A 26,755-nucleotide genomic window follows, 5' to 3' on the forward strand; every position below is an offset into this window, starting at 1 on the left:
GGGTCAGATGTCCAGTTCGCCGTCGTACATTGCCCAGCTGTTTTCGGTGAGCACGCGCTTCCGGAAAGCGTCGTCGCGTTCCTTGGGAACGTACGCAATCAGGTTTCGTTCTCCCGCGCGGCGGAAGAACAAGAGCTTTGGCAGGATCTCGACCACGCTGGTCGTGCCAGCGTAGTAGATGCAGATCGAGACCTTGCCTTCTTCGTACATGCGCCGAGCGAATGCCAGGACGAGCGCCTCACCGGCGGCTGGCGGGCCGTCCCAAACGGCATCGAGTAGGAAGACCTTGTCCTCTTCCTCGCGGAACACGACGAAGCCACGCAACGACCCGCTGACGGTGTCCACCATACGGAAGAAGGAGTAGCGTTGCGTCGGATGGTCCGCGTAGCGCCAGTTTAGATACGCCGAGTCGCGGGCGCCGGACACATCACACAGCCCGCTGCTCGCGAACTCCAGGGCATCGAAGCTCGCGTCCGCGCGTTGTTGAATGTCGCACGTGATGCCGCGCAGCTTGCCGACGGCTAGGCGCAGGTCATTGGCTTGCAAGACGCGATCGCCGATCAGGCTACCGATGCGTGCCGCTGGCGGTACGAGCTTCTCCCGCAGACGGGGGCCGACGTACGGTTCAAGGCGGGAATCGGTCAGCTCACCGAGCTTGTAGCCGGTACGCAGCGGCTTGACCCACATCACGCTCTGCGCGACCGCTTCGTACCCGATGCGTTTGAAGATCGGCCAAGCGAGATTGTTCGGGTAGCCGTAGATGAACTCAAACCCCGCGCTCGCGCTTTGTTCGGCGAGGGTCCGCTGGAGCTGCAGCGCTGGCCCCGCGATGCGATGCTTCTTGCTGACGAGGAAGTCAGACATCACTCCAGCGTTCACGATCCGATCGCCGACCCGCACGCGACGGGGATAGACGCTGGCGCATCCGATCAGCTCGTTGGCCTGGGTGTCCTTGACGAACCACGTCTTCGCCGGGCCAACGGGGTTCGTCTCGTAGAACCACGCGAGACGCTTCTCGATCACGTCTTGGATGCGCGAGTCGCTCATGCCTTCGCGCCAAAGGTTGGCGACGGACTTCTGCTCTTCGGGAGGGGCGAGGTAGGCCTCGTAGCGATTCATCGTTGTTACTCCGACAGCCCAGCGCGGCGCACCGCGCGGTTGATGAAGGGGACGAAGGCTTTGGCGGCCTGTTTCTGGCCTTCGGTCGTCGGATGGCTATCTGTGCCGTCTCCCGACGGATACGCAAGGAAGTTGGATTCACCGCCGGTCAACACGTCGTAGAAATCGAAGACCACCACGTTCTTCAGCGGGTAGTCCTTCAGCCAACCCTCCGGTGACGCCATCCAAGTGTTGAACTCACGCGCCAGGCGCGCGCGTTCGGCCAGTACCTCAGCGGTGGAGGGTTTCCCCATCGCCTTCTTCGCGAGCAACTTCAGCAGTGGTTCCTTGTCGAAGCCCGCGGCGTTCGGCGGTGCCGTTAGGTATACGAACAGCTTGTCTGGGCGCTTCTTGAACTCTGCGAGGAGCTTCTTGAACGTCGCGCGCGCGTTCCACACCGTGAGTTCCGGGCCGGCGGCGTCTCCCGGGGCCTGACCCATGCCGACGAAGCGGTTGTTCGGGTAGCAAGACTTGAACAGGATCACTTCGTTCACGCCGTCGGTCAGCTTCTCGTCGTTGAAGCGCGCGTGCAGGATCTGATCCATCTTGGTCTGGAACTTTGGCAGCCAGTCGAAGAGGTCGGTGTTCTCTCCCAGAGTGCTGCCGTAGGACACTTCGTGGACCGCGTAGCCCTCGGCAGACAGTAGCTTGCGAAGGCCGCCGCCGTTCTCGTGGGTCGAGTGGATGCTGTCTGCGAGGTCTCGTTCAGGACCAGGGTCAGCAAGGAGTTGGCCACCGACGGAGTGGTGGATGAACAGCAGATCTAGGTTCTTGCTGGGCTTGGAGTCAGAGAATGACGTCAGATCCATGGACTTGCTCCCGTGATCCGGAACGGAGTGTGCTTGCCCTCCCACGGGGATGAGCAGCGCACCGAAGATGAACACGCTGGCGGCGAGACCTGCGGTGAGTTTTTTACCCATTTCGATTTCCTTGCGGCATCAAGCAGTTTCGGCGGTTGCGGTCTGCTGCCGGGTGGGCAGAAGCTCGGGGTCCGTCCAGTCAGGACGGCGTGCATAGCGCAGCAGGCCGTACGCGAAACCGAGGCCGTGGGAGACGTGAAGCGTGGGGAAGATGGCCCAGACAACCGGTACGGCCCAAACGCCCACTTTGCGCCCAACTCGTACGGCCTCGATCCCCGTGAGTGCAGCGTAGGCGCCGAAAGCGAACCAGGTAGAAGGTTTGTGAGGGCGGGTGAGGAGCAATACGGCGCCGCCCATCGTCATCATGAATGGCACCGCGGGCGTTACCCTCGGGAAGCGTCCGCGCTTTAGCAAGGTACGAGCTCTTCCCGTGCCGTACTTGAAGTACTGCTTCGAGAGGCTACGGAACGAATCCCTGGGGTAATAGTATGCCTCGATCTCCGAGCTCAGGTAGATCTTGCCGCCTGCCTCGAGGATGCGTTGGTTGAGCTCGGAGTCCTCGTTGGTGATCGCGCGTGGATCATACATGCCCACTTGCTCGAACACCTCTCGGCGAAACGCGCCGCAGAATACCGTGTCGACGAAACCGTTCTTGTTTGGATCCTTGTATGCTGCACCGCCGACGCCGAGTCGGCTCTCCATCGCCGCGCAAAGCGCGCGCTGAAACCAGTTCTCCGCCCTAGCGCGTTGGCTGCCTCCAGCATTCATCGCCCCGGTGTCGAGCAGCGTTTCGATGCACTTGGTGACGTAGTTGTTCGCGTACTCGCAGTGCGCGTCCAGGCGAACCAGGACATCGCCTTTTGCGATACGGATGATCTCATTCATCGCAGCGGCCTGGATGCGCTGTGGATTGTCCACCCAGCGCAAGCGAGGTTCCCGCGCGGATAGCTCATCGAGGATCTCTCGAGTGCGATCAGTGCTGCCGCCGTCGGCCACCACGACTTCGATTCGCTCCGCCGGGTAGTCCTGCGCCAGCGCGTCGGCCACACACTTCTCGATGAACCGCTCCTCGTTCAGACAAGGAATACCGATGGTCACCAGCGGGAGATCGAGCTCGGGCATAATTCCGCGAGCCGTAGCACTCCCCGCCTCGAAATGCGAACGCGGATCTTTTACGCCGGCATCGGCTGGTTTTCCGTCCGGAGCACCGTACGCAGTTCGATTTCAGTTCGAGCTGGGCGGTCTCAACGTCGGGCGACGTCGCGCAACGAGGAACGTGCTGTCGTCGGCGGCGAGGCCAGAGCCGCGGTATGCGCGGCACATCTCGATCAGTCTTTCGCGCATGGAACCGACGGTCGCGCGGGGGTTGATCGCGACGATCTGCGAGAAACCCATGCCGAGGCGGTCTGCGCCCAGGGGTTCCCGGCGCTGGTCTTCCATCTCGGTCAGACCGTCGGTGTAGAGTAGCAGCACGTCGTCAAGCGCCAGGACGCTATGTTCCGAGCGGAAATGGCTCTGGATCATGCCAAGTCCCACGTTCTCGTTCTGTTGCAGGGTGCGAAGTGAGCCGTCGGGACGCACGACGAAGGCGGCCGGGTGCCCAGCGCTAACCACCTCGAGCTCTCCCGTGTGGCAGTCGAGTGCAACGCAGGTCATCGTGACGAACGAGTGCTCGGGGAGGTAACTCATCAAGTACTCGTTGCAGCGACGCATCAGCTCCGGTAGCGGTGCGTTGGTATCCGCCGTGGCCCGCACGAGCGTGTGCAAGCTCGAGGCGACGAGCGCAGCTTGCAGGCCTTTGCCGCAAACGTCGGCAATCGCCATCAGGACGCGACCGTCGGGGAGCTGCAGCGCGTCGACGTAGTCACCGCCGACCCAGCGGCAGGGCTCGAAACCAATCGCCAGCTCCAGGCCTTCGAGTTCGAAGGCTCGTGGAACCAGCCCCTCCTGGATTTGCCGAGCCATATCCAGCTCGCGCTCGATGAACGCGCTTTGTCGCACCTGGGCCCGCATATCCCAGACGACTTCGGCTTGCTGATACGCTTCAGAAACGAGCGCCACGAGGTTGAGCCACTCGTCGGAACCGTAGCGTTCGGGAAACTCTAAGTAGAGTGCGTCGATTCGCTGGTCGGTTGCGATGAGCGGCACCGCGACCACTGACACATCTCGCACTCGACCCGGGTGGATTACGTCCCCGGTGATTTCGGTGTTGGATGCCAACACCGGCTCGTGGGTGTCCCACAGCTGTTTCAGCACCCGGGGTACGAACTGCAGAGGGCGATCGCTGCGGTCGTGGTGCTGTGGCCCGCAAATCACTTGTGGCGTCCGGCCTTGTTCGAGCCGCACGACTGCAGACGAGTTGGCTGGGAAATCGTCGCCCACCACGAACTCGCACAGCGTGAACACGCGCAGTCCCCAGTCCTCCACCCGCATCAGCTCGCGACTGAGCTTCATTACCGTGCCCAGGTGCGCCGCACTGATCTGGGGCGCCGTGCGCAGGGTGGACGGAGGCTGATGGAAGATCGTTGTCGGCTCGTCCTGCTCCGTTGCCGCGGCGGTGCGCATGCGGCTAGAGCTCGGCGCGTCGACGAGGGGAGACCTGAAATCTGGCACCGAGTTCGAGCGCAGGCGCAGCGTGAACTCGCCAATGCGCACGCCATCGCCTGGGTTCAGCAAGCGTTCGGCGGCAGGCGTCCCATTGACGTAGGTGCCGTTCTTGCTGCCGAGGTCATGGATCCACCAGCGCCCAAACGGGCCCATCACCAGCTCGGCGTGCGAGCGCGAAACGCTTGAGTGATTGAGCACCACCTGAGCGTCGGGACGCCTCCCAATGACGTGGTGGCTCCCGGACAATTGGTGAAAGCGAACGCGTTCTTCTCCGACTCGTCGGATTTCGAGAAACGCCTTAGCGTTGGTTCGGGATTCGGGACCGCTCATGCCAGCGCTCGGGCCATGTGCCCGCAACGAACTCAGAACACGAAAGTGTCGCCGTCTCTAATATCTGGCGTCAGCTACCGCAACACGGCCGGTTGGCCGAATTCGTGTCTAAGCCGGACGACGGCCCAGACCGGGTCCAGAGTGGACGCCCGTCCCGCACCCGCTGAGGCACACTCCTTGCCGTGCTAAGCGCGATCCCGGAGGTCGGTCTTGCGCCCAAGCGTGAAGCAAGATTGAGGAGCACTCGGTTCCCGTTCGCGGAGGCGCCAAGGGGCGTGCCAGATGCGCACCCCCGGAAACGTAGCGCGTGTGAAACACAGCGCCGCCAAGACGGCGTTTGGCGAACACGGCGCCGCTGAAACACGGCGCCGCTGAAACAAGCCCGGAAACTCTTTCCACGGTCCGGCGCGCTGCGTGGACGCTGCTGCTAGCCAAACGATAACGGCGGTGGCAACGACTTGACCGGTCGACTGCTCCGCGCCGTCCGCATGCGAGAGAAAGAAGGCATGCTGTCGGCCGCGATCACGGGGGCGGTGACCGACGCAGTTACGACGCGTCTCGCTGCGGCTGCGAATGCTCGAGTTTTCGCGAGCTGGCGCCCGGGAGACGCGAACAAGCGACAAATCAATGGCTTGGAGGGCTCCCAGCGCTTGCTCCGAGAAACCCGAAAATCGCTTAGCCCTCTGCAGCGCGACTGCGCTACACCTGCCGCCCAGTACGCTCAGGCCAGAGTGTTCGAACGAGTCAAGAAAGGTCCCTGATGTTTTCCGCAGACGTTCTCAAGATCGACGCGCCGCAGGTAGCGGACGCGATACAGAAGGCCATCGTCGAGCAGGTGCGCGGCACATTGCGGCGTAAAGGGGCGGTTCTCGGACTCAGCGGAGGCATCGACAGTTCGGTCGTCGCGGCGCTTTGCGCGAAAGCTCTAGGCCCCGACCGCGTGTTGGGGCTGTTCATGCCCGAGCGGGACTCTTCTGATGACGCGCTCACCTTGGGCAAGGCACTCGCCGAGTCTCAGGGGATCCCCACGGAACTGGAAAACATCAAACCCGCGCTCGAGGGCTTGGGTTGCTACCGACGTCAGGACGACGCGATCCGGATGGTGTTCGCGGACTACGAGCCAGGTGACAAGTTCAAGATCACCTTGCCGTCGATCTTGGAGGGCAATCGCCTCAACGTTTTCCGCCTCACCATCCAGAAGGCGGACGGTGAGTTGAAGGAGTCTCGCATGGCTCCTGCGGCCTACCTTCAGCTCGTGGCTGCGACGAACTTCAAGCAGCGCGTGCGCAAGATGATGGAGTATTACCACGCGGATCGCCTGAACTACGCCGTTGCTGGTACTCCAAATCGCCTCGAGTACGATCAAGGCTTCTTCGTGAAGCAGGGCGACGGCGCTGCCGATTTGAAGCCCATCGCTCACCTCTACAAGAGCCAGGTGTACCAGCTTGCCGAGTACTTGGGCGTGCCGGAAGAGATCCGCAAGCGCCCCCCGACGACGGACACCTACTCGATGCCGCAAACGCAAGAGGAGTTCTACTTCGCCTTGCCGTACGACAAGATGGACCTCTGCTTGTTCGCGCTCAACAACCAAATCCCCGCCGCCGAAGTCGCGGAGGTCTTGGAGCTCAAGCCCGAGCAGGTCGAGATCGTCTTCAAAGACATCGAGGCGAAGCGCAGGACCACCAAGTACCTCCACATGGGGCCCATCCTCGTGGAACCACTACACAGCTGAGGTAGCGATCGCACCATGTGCGGAATTGCCGGAATTCTAAGCCTCAAGGCGGATCTGCCGCCGACCCCAATCGAGGTGTTGAGCCGCATGGCGGCCACCATCGAGCATCGAGGGCCGGACGAGTTTGGCGTCTATCGCGACGCGCGCATCGGGCTCGCCCACTCCCGTTTGTCGATCATCGATCTCGCGACCGGGCAGCAGCCGCTCTCCGATGTGGATGAGCGCTTCTGGTTGGTGTTCAACGGAGAGATCTTCAACTACGTCGAGCTGCGCGCTGAGCTAGTGGCACTCGGTCACCGATTCCGCACGAAATCGGACACCGAGGTGATCGTCGCGGCGTTCAAACAATGGGGGCGGGCGGCGTTCTCGCGCTTCAATGGTCAGTTCGCCATCGCGCTCTGGGATCCGGCAAAGCAGGAGCTGACCCTCGCTCGCGACTGGTCCGGTATTCGGCCTCTGTACTACATGGAGCACAAGGGGCGTCTGTACTTCTCCAGTGAGGTCAAGGCGATCTTTGCCGCGAGCGACGAGCTTCCTCGGGCGTTCGATGCAGAGGGCCTCGAAGAGACGTTCACGTTCTGGAGCAGCGTGCCTCCCCAGGGAGTGTTCGCTGGAGTGCGTGATCTCCCCCCGGGGCGTGTGCGCACCTACTCCGCCTCCGGCGTGGAGGAGCAGGCGGCGTTTGAACACGCCTACCCGCGTTCTCGCGATGAAGAGTTTCGCGGCAGCCTAGACGATGCGGTGGTCGCGGTTCGCGACGCGCTCAACGAAGCGACACGCTTGCGCATGCTACGGGCCGATGTTCCCGTCGGCAGCTACCTGTCCGGCGGCCTGGATAGCTCCCTGGTTGCCGCGATGGGCAAGCGCGCGAAAGGCGAGGGCTTCCAGACTTTCAGTCTGCGCTTCGAGGACGCCGAGTACGACGAGACTGAGTTCCAGCGGATGATGGTGAACCACATCCAGAGTGAGCATCACGAGCTCGTGGTCTCCCGCAAGAGCATCGCCGAGGTCTTTCCTCAGGTTATTTATCACGCCGAGCGACCTGTGCTTCGTACCGCGCCGGCTCCGCTCTTCATGCTGAGTGGCCTCGTCCGGCAACATGGCATCAAGGTTGTGTTGACTGGTGAAGGCGCCGACGAGGTCTTCGCCGGCTACGACATTTTCCGCGAGGCAAAAGTCCGTAGGTTCTGGGCGAAGAACGCAGCGTCTGATTGCCGTCCACGTTTGCTGGAACGGCTCTATCCCTACCTGGCGCGCTCGCCGGTGAGCCAGCAGGCGATGGCCCGAAAGTTCTTCGGGCGAAATCTTGAAGGCTTCGCCAAGCCGGGCTTCTCTCACGACATGCGCTGGCAGGGCACCGCCGCGCTCAAGCGCATGTTCACTCCCGCGATCAAACAGGCCGTAGGTGAGCTCGACGTCGAACAGCGACTCCTCGCCGACCTGCCAGCAGACTTTTCCAAGTGGTCGTACCTCGCGCAGGACCAGTACCTGGAGATGCGCACTTTGCTCGCCGGGTATCTGCTTTGCTCCCAGGGCGACCGCATGCTCATGGGCAACTCGGTGGAGGGGCGGTTTCCCTTTCTCGACATCAACGTGGCCCGGCTCGCCGCATCGCTGCCAGCGAGCTACAAGCTCAAGGTGCTCGACGAGAAACACGTGGTCAAACGCGCTAGCGAAGGCGTTATCCCCGGGGAAATACTCTCCCGCAAGAAGCAGCCCTATCGGGCCCCCGACGCGCTCGCTTTCGTTGGAGAAGGGGCCGAGTGGGCGGAGGAGCTGGTCAGCGAAGAAGCCATCAAGGCTTCCGGCGTCTTCGAGCCGAGCGCCGTCACTCGCTTGTGGGCCAAGTGCAAGGCTCGCGCAGCGACCCAGTTCTCCAACACCGACAACATGGCAGTGGTCGGCGTTCTCTCTACTCAGCTCCTGCACCAGCGCTTCATCCAGAGCGCCCCCAAGCCGCGCGCCGAGATTCAGCTCGGCACGCTGGTCGACAAGCTCTCCTAGCAATCCGTTCTGCTCCCCTGGGGGCAAAGCCAGCCGGCGCTCCGCGCCTCGAGAAGAACCATGACCGAAGCCGCAGTACCCCTTTTGCACGACTACATCGCCGAGGCCGCTCGGCGTGCTCCAGACAAGGAAGCGCTGCTGTGCATGAAGCAGCGCCTGACGTTCAAGCAGATCGATCAGCGTGCCAACGCGCTTGCCCACGCGTTGGTCGCTCGCGGTATCCAGCCTGGCGACCGTGTCTTGGTCTTTGCAGACAACACGCCGGAGACCGTCGTTTCCTACTGGGGTGTGCTCAAGGCGAACGCGATCGTCAGCGTGGTCAATCCGCTGACCAAGGCAGACAAGCTCGCGTACCTACTCAACGACTGCCGCGCGTCAGCGCTGATCACCGACGCACACCTCGGAAAGGTGTTCACAGAAGCAGTCAAGGAAACTGGGCACCTGAAGACGGTGCTAGTGAGCGGAAATTACCCTGCGGAAAAATTGGCGGAGCTGCCCAACGCGGTCGGCTTCGATGCGGCCATCGAGGCGGAGCAGGGCGACACGCCCCCGCGCAAGCAACGCATCGACATCGACCTGGCGAGCATCATCTACACCTCTGGATCCACGGGTGACCCGAAGGGCGTGATGCTTACCCACCGCAATCAGCTGACGGCTGCCACCAGCGTGTCGACCTATCTGGGTTACGCAGAGTCTGACGTAGTGCTCAGCGCGCTGCCGATCAGCTTCGACTACGGGCTCTATCAGATGATCATGTGCACGAAGGTCGGCGCGAAGCTCGTCCTCGAACGCTCATTCACCTACGCGACGCAGGTCCTCAACCTGATGGTTTCCGAGGAGGCCACGGTCTTCCCAGGTGTGCCGACGATGTTCGCCATCATGGCCGAGATGAAGAACATCAGTGACTTCGACTTCAGCAAGGTGCGGATGACGACCAACACCGCTGCCGCGCTGCACCAGAAGCACATCGACGCGTTGAAGGAGATCTTCCCGAACGCGCGCATCTTCAGCATGTACGGCCTCACCGAGTGCAAGCGCTGCACGTACCTGCCCCCGGAGGACATCGACCGCAAGCCGGGCAGCGTGGGGATCGCCATTCCAAACACCGAGGTGTGGGTGGTCGACGATCAGGGTCAGCGCTGCAAACCAGGGGAGGTCGGGGAACTCGTGGTGCGCGGAGCGACGGTGATGCGCGGCTACTGGGAGAAACCAGAGGCCACCGCGAAGCGCCTCAAGCCCGGACCTCTCCCCGGGGAAATGATGCTCTTCACCGGTGACTTCTGTAAGCAGGACGAAGAGGGTTACGTCTACTTCGCCGGTCGCATGGACGACATCATCAAGAGCCGCGGAGAGAAGGTTGCGCCGAAGGAAGTGGAGAACGCCCTGGTAGCCATCCCTGGCGTCAAGGAGTCCGCTGTTATTGGTGTCCCGGATGACATCCTGGGTCATGCAATCAAAGCGTTCGTCGTCCTTGAGCAAGGCGCTGACCTGAACGAGAAGCAGATCCAGAACGAGTGTCGAACCCGACTGGAGAACTTCATGGTGCCGAAGTTCGTCGTGATCGTGGACGACTTACCCAAGACCACGACGGGAAAGATCAAGAAGACGGGGTTGTCGTGAGCCTGGTGGAGCAAGTCCAACAGGCGCTGGAACGAGCGAAGGTCGACAACCAGTTCGATCAGGATGTGGCTATTGTCGATGTCGCGGCTGAGGCGGAGTACATAGCCGACGTTGCGTCGCGGGAAGGTGAAGCCGGAGCCAAGGAGCGCGCGATGGAGTTCGCGGCGCGCCGGGCAAAGGGTGAGCTGCTAGGTCACGTCCTGGGTTTCGTTCGCTTCCTTGACCTTGAGCTCCTCACCGCGGTGGACTGCCTGGTCCCACGTCACGAGACGGAAATCGTCGGTCGTGCGGCGATTCGCGAACTGACGGGCATGCAGCGGGAAGCGCTGCGCGTGATCGATATGTGCTGCGGCGCGGGCAACCTAGCGTGCGCGATTGGAAGGGCTCTGCCCCAGGCCCGAGTCTGGGCGTCGGATCTCACCGACGGCTGCGTGAACTTGGCTCGTCGCAACGTTGAGCACGTCGGCCTTACGGACCGCGTGCAGGTGTTTCAGGGAGATCTATTCGAGTCGCTCCGAAACCAGGGTTTGGAGGGCAGCATCGACCTGATCGTCTGCAATCCCCCGTACATTTCCTCCGGGCGCCTGGGGGCGGAGCGCGCCGAGCTGCTCGACAATGAGCCGCGTGAAGCGTTCGATGGTGGCCCCTACGGGCTGACGATTCACCAGCGCGTGCTACAGGACGCCCTCGATTTTCTGCGCCCAGGCGGTTGGCTGATGTTCGAATTTGGGTTGGGTCAAGACCGCCAGCTCAAGCTCCTTTTCGGCCGTACACGGGGCGCGTATGTGGACATTGGATGGGAACAAGATGCGCAGGGTGGAGCCCGCGCCGCCATCGCGAGAAAGGCAGATTGAAATGGACATCGCTGAAAAGGTGCGTGGGTTCATCAAGGAGAACTTCTACGCCGACGCCGCAGATCTCACCGACGAAGCGTCGCTCCTAGACATGGGCATCGTCGACTCTACCGGCATCCTCGAGTTGGTGATGTTCTTGGAGACCGAGTTCGACATCAAAGTCGACGACCAAGAAATCCTCCCGGAAAATCTGGACTCAATCGCGAACACGGTCGAGTTCGTCAAGAAGAAGCAGGCCGGCTGAGGCCGGGTGGAGAAGTAGCCATGAGTGAGCACAAGCAAGCCCTTCTCAAGAAGATCGAAGACGGGACGTTCCATGTCGGCATCATCGGCATGGGCTACGTCGGTCTGCCTCTCGCGCTGACGTTCATCGAACGGGCGAAGCTCAGGGTCACTGGTTTCGACGTCGACCAGAAGAAGGTCGACGCGCTGAACCGCGGCGAGTCCTACATCATGCACCTCGGCGCAGAGCGCGTGGCCAAGGCCAAGGAGTCCGGGCTCTTCACAGCCACGGCTGATTTCGATCGCCTCGCCGAGCCAGACGCCCTTTTGATCGCAGTCCCGACGCCGCTCACCGCGCAGCGCGAGCCCGACATGAAGTATGTCATTGGCACCGGCGAAGCGATCAAGCCCAGGCTGCGTAAGGGCCAGCTCGTCGTGCTGGAGTCGACCACTTACCCTGGCACCACCGATGAGCTGCTGAAGGGCATCCTTGAGGAATCCGGCCTGAAGTGCGGTGAGGACTTCTACCTGGCCTTCTCCCCCGAGCGCGAAGACCCAGGCAACAAGAGCTTCAACACTGCGACCATCCCGAAGGTGGTTGGCGGTGTCGACGCCGATGCGACTGACGTCTCAGCCGCTCTCTACGGGGTTGGCTTGGACAAGGTCGTCAAGGTGCGTTCAGCACGAGTAGCCGAAGCAACCAAGCTTACGGAGAATATTTTCCGTGGGGTAAATATCGCGCTGGTCAACGAACTCAAGGTCGTCTACGACCGCATGGGCATCGACGTGTGGGATGTGCTCGACGCGGCAGCGACGAAGCCTTTCGGCTTCATGAAGTTTACCCCGGGGCCTGGCCTGGGTGGCCATTGCATCCCACTCGATCCGTTCTATCTGACGTGGAAAGCGCGCGAGTACGGCATCTCCACCCGCTTCATCGAGCTCGCGGGTGAGGTCAACGTTTCGATGCCGCGCTATGTGGTCGACAAGCTTCAAGAGGGGCTCAACGAGCATGAGCGTTCTCTGAAAGGCAGCAAGGTGCTGGTGCTTGGGTTGGCCTACAAGAAGGACATCGATGATCCGCGCGAGAGCCCGTCGTTCGAGCTGATCGAGCTGCTCCTGCACCGTGGTGCGAAGGTCAGCTACCATGATCCGCACATCCCCGTGGCTCCGTCGATGCGCACCTGGCCAGACCTCCCGAAGCTGGAGTCTCAGGCACTCACCGAGGAGATGCTCAAGTCGGTCGATGCTGTGCTCATCTCTACGGAGCACTCCGCGGTGGACTACGAGTTGGTGGCGAAGCACTCCAAGCTCGTGATCGACACGCGCGGCGTCTACCGTGATCCGCTCCCCAACGTTATCAAGGCTTAATCCGGTGGAAATTCCCGATATCTCAGGCAAGACCGTCGTCGTCACTGGTGGGAGCGGATTCATCGGCTCCCACCTCGTGGACGGCCTGCTTTCGCGCGGCGCTGAAGTGCGCGTGCTCGACAACTTCGAGACGGGGCGTCGGGAAAACCTGAGCCACGTGCAGGGGAAGATCGAACTCATCGAGGGCGATATTCGCGACCTCGCCACCTGCCAGCGCGCTTTGGAAGGAGCTAATTTCGTGCTCCACCAAGCCGCGCTGGGTTCGGTTCCGCGTTCAATGGCCACGCCAGCGAACTCCCTCGCGACCAACGTCGGCGGTACGGCGAATATCTTCACCGCCGCGAGGGACCAGAAGCTGACTCGCGTCGTCTATGCGTCTTCTTCGAGCGTCTACGGGACTAGTGACAAGCTCCCCAAGAAGGAAGGCGAGGAAGGCGAACCCATGTCTCCCTACGCACTCTCCAAGTGGATGAACGAGGAGCTCGCTGCGACCTATACCCGTTGCTATCCGATGGAGTTCGTGGGGCTCCGGTACTTCAACGTGTACGGTCCGCGTCAGGACCCCAATGGTGCGTACGCCGCGGTGATTCCTCGCTTCTTCGCTGCGTGTCGTAAGGGCGAAGCGCCCGTGATCTTCGGCGACGGCCTTCAGAGCCGCGATTTCACTTACATCGATGACGTCGTGCGGGCGAACCTGTTGGCGATGACCATGGGCGGCGCGGCGGGGTCCGCCTACAACATCGGTGCCGGTGGACGGACCACAGTAAAAGACCTTGCGGAAACGATCATCAAGGTCACTGGTTTCGCGGGGGCTCCGTCATATCAGGACCCGCGGCCGGGCGACGTGAAGCACTCCATGGCTGACGCGAGTCGCGCCAAGAGTGGTTTCGGCTGGGAGGCCACCACTGACTTGGAATCCGGTCTAGCGCGCGCGGCTGAGTACTACAGCTGAGGCGCTCAGCCCGTCCGCCACGCAAAAAAAACACAGCAAAGAAACGCAGCGTAGAAAACACAGCCCGCGAACGGATTCGACCGAGCTTCCGCTACCAAGCGGGATGCTGAAGAACTCCGTTTTTCAGCATCCTGCGTGCTTATCCGCGCGGATCTTCGAACCACGCTCTCGCAAAACCTCATAAAAGTGAGGGTTTTGCGAGAGCGAGACCTGGTCGAGTTGTGAGCGGGCACGGTTGTCGTCGATTCGCAGGGTGTTTTCAGCACCCTGTTGACGTGGCCGTGGAACCGCGCCGCGGGCTCTCGTGTTTCCGCGTCCTGCGTTGGGCGACGCGTCGAAACGCGCAAAATCGTGGCTTGCTGACGCACCTGCCAAACGCTAGCACCTAGGACCATGAGGGTACTTGGCGCTAAGGCTTCCGGCCTGGGTTTTGGACTAGCTTGTTTGCTCGGCTGCGGGGCTGCATCCGCGGCGACGTACAAGGTAGGGCCCGGGGAACAGTACGAAGACATCGACGACACGTTGCTCGGGCAGATTGCGCCGGGTGATGTGATCGAAGTGATGGGGGACCACACCTATCACGGAACCTGGTGGTTTGACCCAGACAATGGCGGTGCCGCGGGGAATCCGGTGACGGTGCGCGGCGTTCCGGTGAACGGGAAGCTGCCAATCGTCGAAGGCGTCGGAAGCGGGGAGTGGGACCAGTTCGTGGTGCTGTTCTACGCGAATCACTTCGTGTTCGAGAACTTCGAGATCATCGGCGACGGGAATGAGCAGAATAGCTGCCTCGTAAACAAAGCGGATGATGTTACCGTGCGGAATGTGATCGTGCATGGCTGCGGGCGCCACGGCTTGCTGGGGACGGATGACGAGTCCGGCTCGCTCACCGTTGAGTACTCCGAGTTCTACGGCAACGGCACCGGCCAGTACTCCCACCAGATCTACGCGGCGACGGACGAGAGCACCTATCCCGGCTCCGTGTTCCGCCTGCAGTACTGCTACATTCATGACGGCACCGGCGGCAACAACGTGAAGAGCCGCGCCGAGCGCAACGAGATCTATTTCAACTGGATCGAAGGTGGCGTCTTCCACGAGCTGGACCTAATCGGTCCCGATGGTGGGGATCCCAGTCTGGCGCGCGAAGACTCAGACATTGTGGGCAATGTGCTCGTCAAGCACTCAGAGTGGTACGTCGCGCGAATCGGGGGAGACGGCACGGGCAGTACCGGTGGCCGTTATCGCTTCGTGAACAACACGATGGTTCTCGGCCCAGAGTCAGAGCGGGTGATCCAGCTGCAAGAAGAGGTGCAGCAAGTCGAGATGTACAACAACGTCATCTACCGAGCTGCGGGGCCCGCCCAGATGTTCCGCCACAACGAACAGATCGGGGCCGATGCGGTTCACATCGGCAGCAACAACTGGATTCAGCCTGGGTGGACCGACGTACCCGCGACCTGGACAAACACCGTAGAAGGCGCGGACCCCGGCTTTGCCGACCTCGCAGGCTACGATTTCCGACCTGCTGACGGGTCACCGCTCGTCAATGCCGGCACGACCTCGATCGCGGATACTGGAAGCTTGGCGTTTCCGAATCCACTGACCGACGTCGGGTACGTCCCTCCGAGTCGCATGTCGGTACCGCCGGGAAATGCACTCACGCGGATGAGCGTGGACGCACCGGACATCGGTGCGTTCGAGCTCGGCTCCGGAACGGATCCAGGCCCGGGGCTCGCCGGCGGCGGGGGTCAGGCGGGCAGTAGTCAAGGTGGTAGCGGTCAGGGTGGCGCAGGCCAGGGTGGCTCGGGCAACGGACAAGGCGGCTCTGGCACGGGCAGCTCCTCGGCGACTGGCGGCGCCAGCGGCGGTGGTGATGATGGGGGCTGCGGGTGTCGTACGGCGCCGGGCGGCGGCAGCTTTGGTGGGCTGGCGGGTCTCGCGTTGGCAGGGATGTTGCTGGGCAGACGTCGGCGCTGGTTGGCGCGCTAGCTCGGGGCGTACCTCCCCCCCGAAGAACTCGGAGAGTCTGACGGCGCGTTTCACGGGCTGTCAGGCAATGTCCGATGACTGGTCGCCGGCTGGAGTAGAGTGCCGGCGTGCTGGCGATTGTTGATTCCGTATGGAGCAGCGGGTTGGCGCTCGCGCGGGCCGAGCCTGGGTACGTGCTCAGCGCACTGCTTGCCGCGGTGATATTGCTACTTCTGCTCAAGCAGTGGTGGGTCCGTGTCTGGCGTCGCTTGGTGATCCTTGGCCGCCAGCGGCGCGCGTACAACCTCGAGCGTGGCGCCCACGGTTTCCTGGAAGCTGAAGGCTACTTCATCGAGGCGGTTCAGGCGCGAACCCACTACCGCCTGCTGGTGGACGGCGACGCCGAAGACATCGAACTCAGGGTGGACTTCATCGTGAGGAAGCACGGCCAGCGCTTCGCTGCTGACGTGAAGACCGGCAACGACGCACCGCGTGTGCGAAACCCCGCGACCCGTCGACAGCTCCTTGAGTATCAGCTCGCGTACGAGGTGGACGGCGTGTTGCTGGTCGATATGGAAGCGCGCGCGGTCCGCTGCGTGCAGTTCCCCGAGGATTAGCTCTTCAGGAGCTTCGGTCCGCCGCCTTTGGGCCCGCGGCTGATCCCGCGGTGAAGCACGATGCGCTGTCCTTGTTCCTTGCCAGCTCGGTGAGCCGGGTTGTGGCTGGAGCCGGAGTGGCGGGTCCAGCGCACCCGCGGGTGTCGTCGCTTGAAGAACTTGGAGAGCTCCGGATCGCCCACCCAAACCAGGCCCTGCTGCGTGGCTTGTTTGCGTTCGGACTCGAGCTTTTGACGGAAGCCGTTCATGACCCCCGCCACGAATGCGCGCCGATCGCGGTTGCCTCGGATGCCCTGGCGCTCCTTGTGCAAGCGCCATAGCTGCTCCGCGGTGTGGCTCAAGAAGTCGTAGACATAGTGAGCCATCTCGAGGTTTGCGCGGCTGCCGATGGCTTCGAGTACGCTCCCGCGCTTGCCCTCCAGGGGCCGCCAAACGGGAACCCAGATTGTTTCCACGAAGAAATATTCGGAGAGGATGACCGCGAGGATACGCTCGGACTCGCTCACTCTCCCTGTCGGTTCTCCCAGGTGACGAAAGCCCTGGGTCGAGCGGTTTGGCGCGGCGATCTCTTCCAGATTGTATTTGAGCATCAGGCGCCGTGCTGCGGACATGGCTGCCTGGGCTTCGTGCTCGTTGGGGCTCTCCGCCAGCGCGAGCAACTTGGCGATGCGCTCCAGCGTCTTCGATTCAGGCGTGTCTGCGTCGGCCTGTGCGGTTGGTAACCCCGTTGCCGCGGAGTCGAAGCCACGCTCCTCGCAGACCCTACGAAACGTAGGCCCGTGAGCGGCTCCGTCTGGATCTCCCAGTACTTCGATCACGAACTGGTGTGCCATTTCGTGCTTGAGCACCTCCACCGCCACGCCCCAGCCGAGGTGAAGCAGCTTTGGGCTCAGCTCGATACCGCGCGGAACTGAAACGAAGCTCCCCAGACGACTCGTTGCGTCAGCGAACGCGATGGTTGGTCTACGCAAGGACCCCTTGAAGTACTCGAAGTTCAGTGAGTCGTAGGTCTGCGCGAGGGCGCGCAACGTTGCACGCTCCAGTTCAGCGCTGAGCCGCGCGGCTTGGGGGTCGCTGTCGTTCATGCTCGGCGTTGCGCTCAATCGAGGCTGCAGCTCACCGTCGCCGTGAACTCCGAGGCTGGTGAGCCGCGGAACAACAGGACCGTTTGAGCCTCTCCCGGCGCGAGGGACTGGTCGACGCCGGTGGGGTTCGAGTTGCTTGCCGCGTGGCACTTCACAGGCTTCTCGCAGGCGCTCTGGAGCTTCACCCAGTGGTCGTAGCCGTAGTTCCGATAGCTGACCTGGGTCGTGTACTCGACGCATCCCTGACCCGACGCTTTCGCCAGGGTGCGTGGGGTTTGGGGGGGAGGCGCGCTGGTGCCCGCAGCCATCGCGCTGGATGCTCCCGGCGCGAGCACGAGCACACTGGTAAGCAGCAGACGTGTGGTGGTGGCGGTGAGGCGTTGCACGGTGCCTGTAGATCTGGGGGAGAACGCCCCGAGCGGCAAGTTGTTGGCAAGTCTGCCGTTTCTGTTCCCAGGAGCCGCGTTTGCCTCGCAAAGGGGACACACAAGGGCCGTTTGGGTGACAAAAATCCTCTCGGCGGCGTTGTGCAGCGCCCCGGCATCGTCCACAGTTCGCCCCCTCATGAGCAGCAACGACGATTTTGCGTCTTTGATGGAGTCCTCGGTTGCCCGCGGCGGATTGCGTTCCGCGGTGCGGCTGACGCCCGGCGAGACGGTCGAGGGCACGGTGATCCAGATCGGCGCGGACAGCGTGTTCGTTGACGTGGGCACTGCTCGCGACGCGCGCATTGACCGCGGAGAGCTGGTCGACAAGAGCGGGAAGCTCACCGTCGCTGTCGGAGACAAGCTGCGCGCCACGGTCGTTGAAGCGTCCTCTCTTGGCGCACGCTTGTCCCTCGGCGTTGGTCGGGGAGGGCAAGGCGTGGACGCTCAGATGCTCGAAGCGGCGCTGACGAGCGGGGCACCGGTCGCGGGTCAGGTCAGCAAGGCCGTGAAGGCTGGCCTCGAGGTCGATATCGCCGGCGTGCGAGCCTTCTGCCCGGCGTCGCAAGTCGAGCTGTCGTTCGTGCAAGATCTCGCGCCCTACGTGGGCCAGACTCTCGATTTCCGCATCCTGGAGATCAAGGACGGTGGCCGCTCGGTGATCGTCTCTCGGCGGGCGCTCCTCGAAGCCGATCGCGCCGAGCGCGCGCGTGAGCTCCAGGACCAGCTCAAGGTTGGGGCGGATATGGAGGGCACGGTCAGTTCCGTACAGAAATACGGCGCCCTCGTCGACCTTGGAGGCATCGACGGCTTGGTTCACATCTCCGAGCTCGCTCATCAGCGGGTCGATAGGGTGGAGGATGTGGTTCAGGTTGGTGAATGCGTGAGCGTCCGCGTGCTGTCGATCGAGCACGACAAGAAGGGGCTGCGCGTGCGCTTGTCCCTCAAGGCGCTGGTCGACAAGCCCCAGTCGGCGACGCCCACTCGTGACGAGGTGCTCGAGGGCGAGGTGAGTCGGCTTTCGAACTTTGGCGTGTTCGTGGAGACGCCAAAGGGCGAAGGGCTGGTGCCACTGCGTGAGCTGCCGCTCGCGCCTGGCTCGGATCACCGTCGCGCCTATCCCGTAGGGCACAAGATGCAAGTCGTGGTGGTGGGAACGGATCCGAAGAGCGGGAAGGCGCGCTTCAGCGTGTCAGGCGTCGCTCGGGTGCTCGAGCGCAACAACTACCGTGACTACCGTCAGGGCAGTCCAACCAGCGGAGGCGGCAGCCTGGGTAGCCTCGGTGATTTGCTGCGAGCGAAGCTGGGCATCGAGGAGACCCCTGCAGCGGAACCAACGAAAGCTGCACCTGCAGCGCCGCCAGCGGCCGCGAAGTCAGCGGATCTGCCGAAGGTTGCGCCTGGCCTGGCCAGCGCGCCTGCGGCAAAGCTTGCGCCCGCGGCGAAGCCTGCGCCTGCGGCGAGTCCCGAGCACATGCCTGACGGCGTCCACCGTCGCAAGCGCTGAAGCGTCAGCGCGGGGCAGGGCTCTTCGGAGCCGCAGCGCTCTTGGGGGCCGCAGCGCTCTTGGGGGCCGCAGCGCTCTTGGGGGCCGCAGCGCTCTTGGGGGCCGCAGCGCTCTTGGGGGCCGCAGCGCTCTTGGGGGCCGCAGCGCTCTTGGGGGCCGCAGCGCTCTTGGGGGCCGCCGCCTCGTTCTTGGGGCTCGTTTCCTTGAGGATACGATCGAGGATTGCCGTGAGCTGCTCGACGGACGGTCGCTCCGCGTAGTCGGGGTCGACGTGAGACCAACGCACCACGCCTTCTTGGTCGATCAGGAAGATCGACGGGATGGCGATTGCGTGTTCGTGGTTTCCCGTGCGGCGTTCGAGGTCGACGCCATCTTTCACCAGCCGGCGGTACTCCCCCGCTTCAACAGGGCTGAGCACACGATAGGCCTTGATAGCCACCAAGTCAGGGTCGCTCAGCACAGGGAAGGGGATCTCGTAGCTGCGGCGCGTCTTCGTGGCTTCGCTTGGCCGATCCACGCTGATCGCGACGGGCACCACCTTGCGCGATTGAAACTCAGCGAAGTGATCGGTGAGCTGACGCAGCTGGTAGTTGCAATACGGGCACCACCCGCCGCGATAGAAGAGCAGGAGCACGTCAGTCTGGCGCCACAGCGTGCTCAGCTTGATGGGCTTGTTGTCGGCATCGCGGACGTGGGCGTCCGGAGCCTTCTCCCCAACCTCGATGCCATTCGCTTCCGGTCGCACGCCCAGGCGCTCGCTTGGAGTTGGGCGTGCCTCCCGTTGCCGTGGGGAAGCTTCCTCAGGGGGGGCGACCGACGCGCTCGGAGTTTTGGCCGACGCTTTGGCCATGTTGTCCGCATCGGGCTTACTGCAAGCGGCGGCCGTCCAGAGCAACGCCCACACCGCGAGACGCGCGGCTCGGGTGGGAGGACGTGCATCGAAGACGCGCAGCAGAAGAACGCGCAAGCTGCAGGATCGCCCCAGCATGACTCGTCATGTTAAGGGAGACCGCAGAGCAACGCAGCTGAAAGCACCGTGAATTCGCGCCCGGGAGGCGCGCACAACAACCATTTCCGGCGGGAGGCGTGCGCACCTTTCGAGCGGAAGTCTCGCGTTCAGTAGCGCGGCATGCTGGAGTCGATCTCGCGTGCCCAGCTATCCGTTCCACCCATCACGTTGAAGACTTTGGAGAAGCCTTGGCTGAGGAAGTGCTCCGCCGCCGCCTGACTGCGTCCGCCGTGGTGGCACACGAAATAAAGGGGCGTGTCTTTGGGCATGCCGAAGATTCGTTCTTGAGCGGCGTCGTCGAGTAGCCGAGCACCAGGGATCTGCGCAATCTCGCACTCTTCAGGGGTGCGAACGTCGAACAGCGCGAGGCCTGGCTCGGAGTCCAGGCGTTCTTTCAACTCCTGCACCGACAGCGGCCGCACTCGCGGCGGCTCGTTTGGATTGTCGATGCGGAATGCGTCGCCTTGGGGCGTCTTGACTAGATCGACGACGACGCCGTCAGCGCGACGCGCGCTTCCGACGTCGAGGACTACCAAGATACCGCCAGCGTCCACTTCGATGTCTTTGGCCTGCTTGGGGCCAATCGAGAGGTCGTGTTGGTAGCGCGCATCGATCTCGAGGCGCAGGCAATCTTCAGCGCCCTCGAAAGCGCCCTGGATGGCAGCTCTCGCTGCAGGTGTGACTTCGATCTTGGGTCTGGGAGTGGGCAGCTCGTGGCCGAGCTTCTGCTCTAACTCACCGGTCTGGTACATCTCGCGCACGATGTCGCAGCCGCCTACGAATTCCCCGCGGATATACAGCTGGGGGATGGTGGGCCAGCTCGAGAAGTCTTTGATGCCCTGACGGAGCTCGGGGCTGCTCAAGACGTTGACCGTGACGTAGTCGCCGAGCAAGGAGTCGAGCATGCTCACAACCTGGGCACTGAACCCGCACTGGGGTGTGCCGCGAGTCCCTTTCATGAACAGCACCACCGGGGCGCTCTCGATGGTTCTCTGGATCTCGGATTGTACGTCGCTCATGTGGGGCAAATACCTGACGTTACGTCAGTCGTCCACGCTACCCGGCTTGAGCCGTTCACCAGTGCTGAGTCCAACGCTCTGTCCGGCCAGCGGCGCATCGGGTTCTAGGCACATCAGGCGGACCCGGCCGCTCGCGACGGGGCGGCCCTGTTCGTCGCGAATCGTGGCTTCCCAGACTTGAGAGCGGCGACCGCAATGAACCGGCGTGGCGCGCCCCGTGAGGGTCCCCGAGCGCACCGCCCGGAGAAAGGATGTGCTGTTCTCCAATCCGACCACGCTGTAACCCGTGGTGGCCATGGCGGAGATCGCTGCGCCCGTGGAACACAGGGCCTCGATCACCCCGCAGTAAACCCCGCCGTGAACGATCCCGTAGGGCTGTCTGTGGTGCGCGTCGACGGTCCAGGAAGCAACGACTTCGTCCACGGTGGCAATGCTGAAAACCAGGCCCATGGCCTGGTTCCAACCTTCGCCGCCAGCATGGTTGATGGCTTCGGCAAAGTTCTCTGGTTCGGTGGGGGAACTCATGGTCGCTGATACATCGGGTGAAATGGCGCGTTCGGCAACCGTCCTTCGAGCGATGCTCGAGGGACTTGCACCAGAACCTTGGAGCTTGCATCATCCCCTCATCCTGATAAGCGGATGCCTGCGATGATCAGCCTGGATGCCACAGTCAGCCTGCTGAGCCTGTTCAGTGATGCCACCCGCATCCGCTTGATGGCGCTCCTTGGCAGGGAAGAGCTCAGCGTGGCTGAGTTGACGCGCATCACCGATCTCCCGCAGTCGCGGGTCTCGACTCACCTCGGGAAGCTGCGCGATGCCGGGCTGCTCCGCGACCGGCGTCACGGCGCGTCCACCCTGTACGCAGTGGCAGAGGGCATCCCGGAGCACGCTTCTCGGCTCTGGAAGTCGCTGTCTGCTGAGCTGGACGACGGCGTGATCGCCGCAGATCTTCAGCGTTGTCAGGAGCTAGTGGATGCACGCGAGTCTGCCGGGGACTGGCCAGACTCCATCGCTGGGCAGATGGAGCGCTACTACTCTCCTGGCCGGACCTGGGAGGCGACGGCCCGCGGCTTGGTCGGGCTGCTACGGCTCGGAGACGTTCTGGACATCGGCGCCGGCGACGGAGTGATCAGTGAGCTACTCAGCTCCACAGCGCGCAGTATCACGCTCCTCGATCGCAGCGAGCGGATGGTTGATGCCGCCCGGAAACGCCTCGCACACATCTCGTCGGTCAACGTCTGCCTGGGAGACATGCATGAGCTGCCGTTCGCAGACGCGACCTTCGATCAGGTCCTGCTCTACAACTCCCTGACCTACTCTCATGCCCCGGAGCGGGCGCTCGCTGAAGCGGCGCGGGTGCTGCGCCCCGGAGGTGCACTCGCGGTGGTGACGCTCAACGAGCACTCCCACATGCAGATAACCGCGGCCTATTCACATCTGAATGCGGGCTTCAGTCCGGATTCCTTGCAACGGATGCTGGGAGACTGCGCCCTCGAAGTTCGCTTCTGTCAGGTGAGTTCCCGCGAGAAGAAGGTTCCCTACTTCGAGGTTGTCAGCGCGTTTGCTGACAAGACCAGCTAGCACCAGCCGCCCGAGCGTCTTGGCCGCCAGAACAGGCGGAGTTTTAGAAAGTACATCATGAGCGACATCGACACCCAGATCCGAAAGCTAGCTAGCGAGCGCGTCCTGCTGCTGGACGGTGCCATGGGCACCGTGCTGCAGAGGCACCAGTTCGGCGAAGACGCGTTCCGTGGGGATCTGTTCAAGGACCACACGAGCGAAGTGAAGGGCAACAACGACCTGCTCGTGCTGACCCAACCCGACGCCATCTTGGGCGTTCACCGCCAGTACCTCGAGGCGGGCAGCGACATCATCGAGACCAACACTTTCGCGGCTACCAGCATCGCTCAGGCGGATTACTCGCTGGAGAGCGCGGTCTACGACATCAACGTCCGTGCCGCGCAGCTGGCTCGTCAAGCAGCTGATGAATTCACCGCCAAAGACCCCAAGCGTCCACGCTTTGTCGCAGGCGCGGTGGGTCCGATGAACCGCACGCTGAGCATCTCGCCGGACGTGAACGACGCAGCTTTCCGCGCGGTGACGTTCGACCAAGTGTGCGACGCCTACGTGGAGCAGATCCGCGCCCTCGCGGAAGGCGGGGTGGACCTGCTGTTGATCGAGACGATCTTCGATACGTTGAACTCCAAGGCTGCGATCGTGGCTGCAAACCGGGTCGCTCGGGAGCGAGGCGTCAAGATCCCGTTGATGCTCAGTGTGACCATCACGGACCGCTCCGGTCGCACCCTCTCTGGACAAACCCTAGAGGCGTTCTGGACCAGCGTGCGTCACGCCGAACCCCTCAGCGTTGGGATCAACTGCGCCCTCGGCGCCACGGAGATGCGTCCCTACATCTCCGAACTCAGTCGCATCGCGGATACACTCGTCAGTTGCTATCCCAACGCGGGGCTGCCGAACGCGTTTGGTGAGTACGACCAAACTCCCGGTGAGACGGGCGCGTTGCTCGCGGACTTCGCCAAGGAGCAGTTCGCGAACGTCTACGGTGGCTGCTGTGGAACGACGCCGGAGCATATCGCGGCCATCGCGAAGAGCCTGCAAGGCGCTGAGCCGCGTCAACCCGCGGCGCCGCCTGAGTTTGCTCAGTTCAGCGGTCTCGAGCCGCTCACGATCCGCCCGGATAGCAACTTCCAAATGGTGGGTGAGCGTACGAATGTAACGGGCTCGAAGCGCTTCGCTCGCCTGATCAAGGAAGAGAACTACGTCGAGGCGGTCGAAGTCGCGCTGCAGCAAGTTCAGAACGGCGCGAACATCATCGATATCAACATGGATGAGGGCATGCTCGACTCGGAAGCATGCATGACCCGTTTCCTGAACTTGCTCGCGACCGAGCCGGACATCGCGCGCGTGCCGATCATGATCGACAGCTCGCGCTGGACCGTGATCGAAGCTGGGCTCAAGTGCGTACAGGGACGGGCGATCGTGAACTCGATCAGCCTGAAAGAAGGCGAAGAAGACTTCATCCGTAAGGCTCGTCACATCAAGGACTACGGCGCGGGTGTCGTCGTCATGGCGTTTGACGAGCAGGGTCAGGCGGAGACCATCGAGCGCAAGTTCGAGATCTGTCAGCGCAGCTACCGTATCCTCGTGGATCAGGTTGGCTTCGATCCGAAGTCGATCATCTTCGACCCGAACGTGCTCGCCGTCGCCACCGGCATTGAGGAGCACAACGAATTCGCCGTCAACTTCATCGAGGGTACACGGCGAATCAAGCAGAACCTGCCCGGAGCGATGGTCAGCGGTGGCGTCAGCAACCTCTCGTTCAGCTTCCGCGGCAACGAAGTGGTGCGCGAGGCGATGAACTCCGCGTTCCTCTACTACGCAATCGAAGCAGGCCTCGACATGGGCATCGTCAATGCTGGTCAGCTGGCGGTGTATGAGGAGATCCCGAAGGAGCTCTTGCTGCGGGTCGAGGACGTGTTGTTCAATCGACGTTCCGACGCGACGGAGCGCTTGGTGGAGTTCGCCGAGACTGTGAAATCGGCTGGAACGAAGCGCGAGGTTGACTTGAGCTGGCGTGAAACGAGCGTCGAGCAGCGCATCCAGCACGCATTGGTCAAGGGCGTCGTCGAGTTCATCGAGCAAGACGTGGAGGAGGCCCGGCAGAAATACGACCGCCCCCTTCACGTGATCGAGGGGCCGATGATGGACGGGATGAAGATCGTTGGCGACCTGTTCGGTGACGGAAAGATGTTCCTCCCGCAGGTGGTCAAGAGCGCTCGCGTGATGAAGCGCGGCGTGGCGTACCTGCTCCCGTTCATGGAAGAGGAGAAGGCAAAGACCGGAGAGAGCCGCGCCCACGCGAAGGTGCTGCTCGCGACGGTCAAGGGAGACGTTCACGACATCGGCAAGAACATCGTCGGAGTTGTGCTTGGCTGTAATAACTACGAGGTCGTGGACATGGGCGTGATGGTGCCCACGGACAAGATCCTCAACACCGCCGCGGAGATCGGGGCTGACGTAATCGGCCTGTCTGGTTTGATCACGCCGTCCCTCGACGAAATGGTTGGCGTCGCTAAGGAGATGCAGCGCCGAGGTATGCAAGTGCCGCTGTTGATCGGTGGCGCAACGACCAGTCGTCAGCACACCGCAGTGAAGATCGCCCCCGAGTACGCGCGAGAAACCGTGCATGTCCTGGATGCTTCGCGCGCTGTGAACGTCGTCTCGAGCTTGCTCGACCCGGCGCAGCGCGAGACGTTCGACGCTCAGAACCGCGCGGAGCAATCCAAGCTTCGTAGCTTGCACACCGGCCGGGGTGTGAAGCCCGTCGTGAGCCTGAGCGAAGCGCGGCAAGCCAAGCCAAAGCTCAGCTGGACGTCGGAGGAGATCGCCACTCCGAGCTTTACTGGCCTCATGACGCTCGAGGATTTCTCCCTTGCCGAGATCCGCAAGTATATCGACTGGACCTTCTTCTTCACCGCGTGGGAGCTGAAGGGACGCTATCCAGAGATCCTAGACAGCCCTCGCTATGGCGAGGCCGCCCGCGAGCTGTTTCAACATGGCAATCAGCTATTGGACGAGCTCGTCACATCGAAGCGCCTGACGGCGAAGGCCCGTTACGGCTTCTTCCCCGCCGCCAGCGTCGGCGACGATATCGTGGTCTACGGGGACGCGACGCGGAGCCAGGAGCGCTTGCGCTTCAACATGCTCCGTCAACAGACTCGCCAGGCGCAGTCGTCGGAGTTCCGCTGCCTTGCCGATTTCGTGGCGCCCGCGGATAGCGGCTTGCAGGATCACATCGGCGCGTTCGTCGTGACAGCGGGACTCGGCGCCGACGCCGTCGCGAAGGAGTACGAGGCGAAGCTCGACGACTACTCGGCGATCTTGGTGAAGGCACTTGCGGATCGCCTCGCGGAGGCGTTCGCCGAGCTCCTGCACCAGCGAGTGCGCGCCGAGTGGGGCTATGGCGATCCGGCGGACATCACCCAGAGCGACCTGATCGCGGAAAAGTATCGCGGGATCCGCCCGGCCTTCGGGTATCCGGCCTGTCCCGATCACAGCGAGAAGCCGAAGCTCTTCGAGCTGCTAGCAGCCGAGGAGATTGGCGTTGAGTTGACCGAGACCTTCGCGATGACACCCGCGGCCAGTGTGAGCGGCATCTACTTGGGCCACCCAGAATCCCGCTATTTCATGGTGGGCAAGCTGGGTGCGGATCAGATCGCCGACTACGCGGCCCGCAAGGGGATCTCCGACGCCGAGGCCGAGCGCTGGCTGGCTTCGAACCTTGGCTACGATCCGGCCGGGGGGGACACGGAGGCGCGGGGTGACGGCGCTGCCGGTCGCCTCAGCAGCGCGCCGGCGGCGGAGTAGTTTCCCGGCTTGTCGTCTCGCGGTGCCCGTGAAATC

Annotated in this window: 21 protein-coding genes; 12 read left to right on the forward strand and 9 right to left on the reverse strand. The window is 62.8% G+C overall.

Annotated elements, in window-relative coordinates; genetic code table 11:
* Window positions 1-3 precede the first annotated feature (3 nt).
* From H6718_18450 to H6718_18465, 4 genes are all read right to left on the reverse strand, one after another.
* Entirely contained in the window at window positions 4-1,119 is a 1,116-nt protein-coding gene (locus H6718_18450; GenBank protein ID MCB9587388.1) for a GNAT family N-acetyltransferase, read from the reverse strand.
* 5 nt (window positions 1,120-1,124) lie between these two features.
* On the reverse strand, window positions 1,125-2,078 hold the full coding sequence (locus H6718_18455) for an SGNH/GDSL hydrolase family protein (GenBank protein ID MCB9587389.1): 954 nt from the start codon (window positions 2,076-2,078) through the stop codon (window positions 1,125-1,127).
* Window positions 2,079-2,096: 18 nt separating this feature from the next.
* Complete coding sequence (locus H6718_18460) at window positions 2,097-3,140, reverse strand: glycosyltransferase family 2 protein (GenBank protein MCB9587390.1); 1,044 nt, start codon at window positions 3,138-3,140, stop codon at window positions 2,097-2,099.
* A gap of 102 nt (window positions 3,141-3,242) precedes the next feature.
* Window positions 3,243-4,871: a SpoIIE family protein phosphatase gene (locus H6718_18465; protein ID MCB9587391.1), complete on the reverse strand. Its 1,629-nt coding sequence runs from the start codon at window positions 4,869-4,871 to the stop codon at window positions 3,243-3,245.
* A gap of 844 nt (window positions 4,872-5,715) precedes the next feature.
* Between H6718_18465 and nadE the strand changes: the two genes are divergently transcribed.
* From nadE to H6718_18510, 9 genes are all read left to right on the forward strand, one after another.
* Window positions 5,716-6,687, forward strand: a complete 972-nt coding sequence (gene nadE, locus H6718_18470; GenBank protein ID MCB9587392.1) for an NAD(+) synthase — start codon at window positions 5,716-5,718, stop codon at window positions 6,685-6,687.
* Window positions 6,688-6,702: 15 nt separating this feature from the next.
* Entirely contained in the window at window positions 6,703-8,691 is a 1,989-nt protein-coding gene (asnB, locus tag H6718_18475; GenBank protein ID MCB9587393.1) for an asparagine synthase (glutamine-hydrolyzing), read from the forward strand.
* Between the two features lie 60 nt (window positions 8,692-8,751).
* The gene (locus tag H6718_18480) at window positions 8,752-10,311 is read left to right on the forward strand and encodes an acyl--CoA ligase (protein MCB9587394.1); all 1,560 of its coding nucleotides are present in this window, start codon (window positions 8,752-8,754) and stop codon (window positions 10,309-10,311) included.
* Between the two features lie 26 nt (window positions 10,312-10,337).
* Window positions 10,338-11,165 carry a peptide chain release factor N(5)-glutamine methyltransferase gene (locus tag H6718_18485; GenBank protein MCB9587395.1) on the forward strand — a complete coding sequence of 276 codons (828 nt, stop codon included), beginning with the start codon at window positions 10,338-10,340 and terminating at the stop codon, window positions 11,163-11,165.
* A 1-nt stretch (window position 11,166) separates the two neighbouring features.
* Complete coding sequence (locus H6718_18490; protein ID MCB9587396.1) at window positions 11,167-11,409, forward strand: acyl carrier protein; 243 nt, start codon at window positions 11,167-11,169, stop codon at window positions 11,407-11,409.
* A 20-nt stretch (window positions 11,410-11,429) separates the two neighbouring features.
* On the forward strand, window positions 11,430-12,755 hold the full coding sequence (locus H6718_18495; protein ID MCB9587397.1) for a nucleotide sugar dehydrogenase: 1,326 nt from the start codon (window positions 11,430-11,432) through the stop codon (window positions 12,753-12,755).
* 10 nt (window positions 12,756-12,765) lie between these two features.
* Window positions 12,766-13,707, forward strand: coding sequence for an SDR family oxidoreductase (locus tag H6718_18500; GenBank protein ID MCB9587398.1), 942 nt, complete (start codon window positions 12,766-12,768; stop codon window positions 13,705-13,707).
* 393 nt (window positions 13,708-14,100) lie between these two features.
* Window positions 14,101-15,693, forward strand: a complete 1,593-nt coding sequence (locus H6718_18505) for a hypothetical protein (GenBank protein ID MCB9587399.1) — start codon at window positions 14,101-14,103, stop codon at window positions 15,691-15,693.
* 107 nt (window positions 15,694-15,800) lie between these two features.
* Window positions 15,801-16,289, forward strand: coding sequence for a hypothetical protein (locus tag H6718_18510; GenBank protein MCB9587400.1), 489 nt, complete (start codon window positions 15,801-15,803; stop codon window positions 16,287-16,289).
* Here H6718_18510 and H6718_18515 read toward each other — a convergent pair.
* Both H6718_18515 and H6718_18520 read right to left on the reverse strand, forming a co-directional pair.
* Window positions 16,286-17,374 (reverse strand): DUF2786 domain-containing protein, encoded by a 1,089-nt coding sequence (locus H6718_18515; protein MCB9587401.1) that lies wholly within the window; start codon window positions 17,372-17,374, stop codon window positions 16,286-16,288. The two genes, H6718_18510 and H6718_18515, sit on opposite strands and share 4 nt — an antisense overlap.
* A gap of 14 nt (window positions 17,375-17,388) precedes the next feature.
* Window positions 17,389-17,760 (reverse strand): hypothetical protein, encoded by a 372-nt coding sequence (locus H6718_18520; protein ID MCB9587402.1) that lies wholly within the window; start codon window positions 17,758-17,760, stop codon window positions 17,389-17,391.
* Window positions 17,761-17,938: 178 nt separating this feature from the next.
* On the opposite strand from H6718_18520, the gene H6718_18525 reads away from it, so the two are divergent.
* The gene (locus H6718_18525; protein MCB9587403.1) at window positions 17,939-19,306 is read left to right on the forward strand and encodes a S1 RNA-binding domain-containing protein; all 1,368 of its coding nucleotides are present in this window, start codon (window positions 17,939-17,941) and stop codon (window positions 19,304-19,306) included.
* 4 nt (window positions 19,307-19,310) lie between these two features.
* Here the strand turns inward: H6718_18525 and H6718_18530 are convergent, their stop codons facing one another.
* The 3 genes from H6718_18530 to H6718_18540 form a co-directional block, all read right to left on the reverse strand.
* Entirely contained in the window at window positions 19,311-20,294 is a 984-nt protein-coding gene (locus H6718_18530) for an AhpC/TSA family protein (protein MCB9587404.1), read from the reverse strand.
* Window positions 20,295-20,422: 128 nt separating this feature from the next.
* Window positions 20,423-21,334, reverse strand: a complete 912-nt coding sequence (gene grxD, locus H6718_18535; protein MCB9587405.1) for a Grx4 family monothiol glutaredoxin — start codon at window positions 21,332-21,334, stop codon at window positions 20,423-20,425.
* 24 nt (window positions 21,335-21,358) lie between these two features.
* On the reverse strand, window positions 21,359-21,859 hold the full coding sequence (locus H6718_18540; protein MCB9587406.1) for a PaaI family thioesterase: 501 nt from the start codon (window positions 21,857-21,859) through the stop codon (window positions 21,359-21,361).
* Between the two features lie 123 nt (window positions 21,860-21,982).
* Here H6718_18540 and H6718_18545 point away from each other — a divergent pair, with 123 nt between their 5' ends.
* Entirely contained in the window at window positions 21,983-22,915 is a 933-nt protein-coding gene (locus H6718_18545; protein ID MCB9587407.1) for a metalloregulator ArsR/SmtB family transcription factor, read from the forward strand.
* A 57-nt stretch (window positions 22,916-22,972) separates the two neighbouring features.
* On the forward strand, window positions 22,973-26,719 hold the full coding sequence (gene metH, locus H6718_18550) for a methionine synthase (protein ID MCB9587408.1): 3,747 nt from the start codon (window positions 22,973-22,975) through the stop codon (window positions 26,717-26,719).
* Window positions 26,720-26,755 lie beyond the last annotated feature (36 nt).

It is taken from the genome of Polyangiaceae bacterium, from assembly GCA_020633205.1.
GTDB lineage: Bacteria > Myxococcota_A > Polyangia > Polyangiales > Polyangiaceae > JAHBVY01.

Excerpts from the sequence above, each read along its gene's own strand:
- metH (MCB9587408.1), top strand. The coding sequence starts at position 22,973 with ATGAGCGACATCGACACCCAGATCCGAAAGCTAGCTAGCGAGCGCGTC.
- nadE (MCB9587392.1), top strand. The coding sequence starts at position 5,716 with ATGTTTTCCGCAGACGTTCTCAAGATCGACGCGCCGCAGGTAGCGGAC.
- H6718_18455 (MCB9587389.1), bottom strand. The coding sequence starts at position 2,078 with ATGGGTAAAAAACTCACCGCAGGTCTCGCCGCCAGCGTGTTCATCTTC.
- H6718_18515 (MCB9587401.1), bottom strand. The coding sequence starts at position 17,374 with ATGAACGACAGCGACCCCCAAGCCGCGCGGCTCAGCGCTGAACTGGAG.
- H6718_18450 (MCB9587388.1), bottom strand. The coding sequence starts at position 1,119 with ATGAATCGCTACGAGGCCTACCTCGCCCCTCCCGAAGAGCAGAAGTCC.
- H6718_18540 (MCB9587406.1), bottom strand. The coding sequence starts at position 21,859 with ATGAGTTCCCCCACCGAACCAGAGAACTTTGCCGAAGCCATCAACCAT.
- H6718_18545 (MCB9587407.1), top strand. The coding sequence starts at position 21,983 with ATGATCAGCCTGGATGCCACAGTCAGCCTGCTGAGCCTGTTCAGTGAT.
- H6718_18490 (MCB9587396.1), top strand. The coding sequence starts at position 11,167 with ATGGACATCGCTGAAAAGGTGCGTGGGTTCATCAAGGAGAACTTCTAC.
- H6718_18530 (MCB9587404.1), bottom strand. The coding sequence starts at position 20,294 with ATGCTGGGGCGATCCTGCAGCTTGCGCGTTCTTCTGCTGCGCGTCTTC.
- H6718_18495 (MCB9587397.1), top strand. The coding sequence starts at position 11,430 with ATGAGTGAGCACAAGCAAGCCCTTCTCAAGAAGATCGAAGACGGGACG.
- H6718_18460 (MCB9587390.1), bottom strand. The coding sequence starts at position 3,140 with ATGCCCGAGCTCGATCTCCCGCTGGTGACCATCGGTATTCCTTGTCTG.
- grxD (MCB9587405.1), bottom strand. The coding sequence starts at position 21,334 with ATGAGCGACGTACAATCCGAGATCCAGAGAACCATCGAGAGCGCCCCG.
- H6718_18525 (MCB9587403.1), top strand. The coding sequence starts at position 17,939 with ATGAGCAGCAACGACGATTTTGCGTCTTTGATGGAGTCCTCGGTTGCC.
- H6718_18480 (MCB9587394.1), top strand. The coding sequence starts at position 8,752 with ATGACCGAAGCCGCAGTACCCCTTTTGCACGACTACATCGCCGAGGCC.
- asnB (MCB9587393.1), top strand. The coding sequence starts at position 6,703 with ATGTGCGGAATTGCCGGAATTCTAAGCCTCAAGGCGGATCTGCCGCCG.
- H6718_18505 (MCB9587399.1), top strand. The coding sequence starts at position 14,101 with ATGAGGGTACTTGGCGCTAAGGCTTCCGGCCTGGGTTTTGGACTAGCT.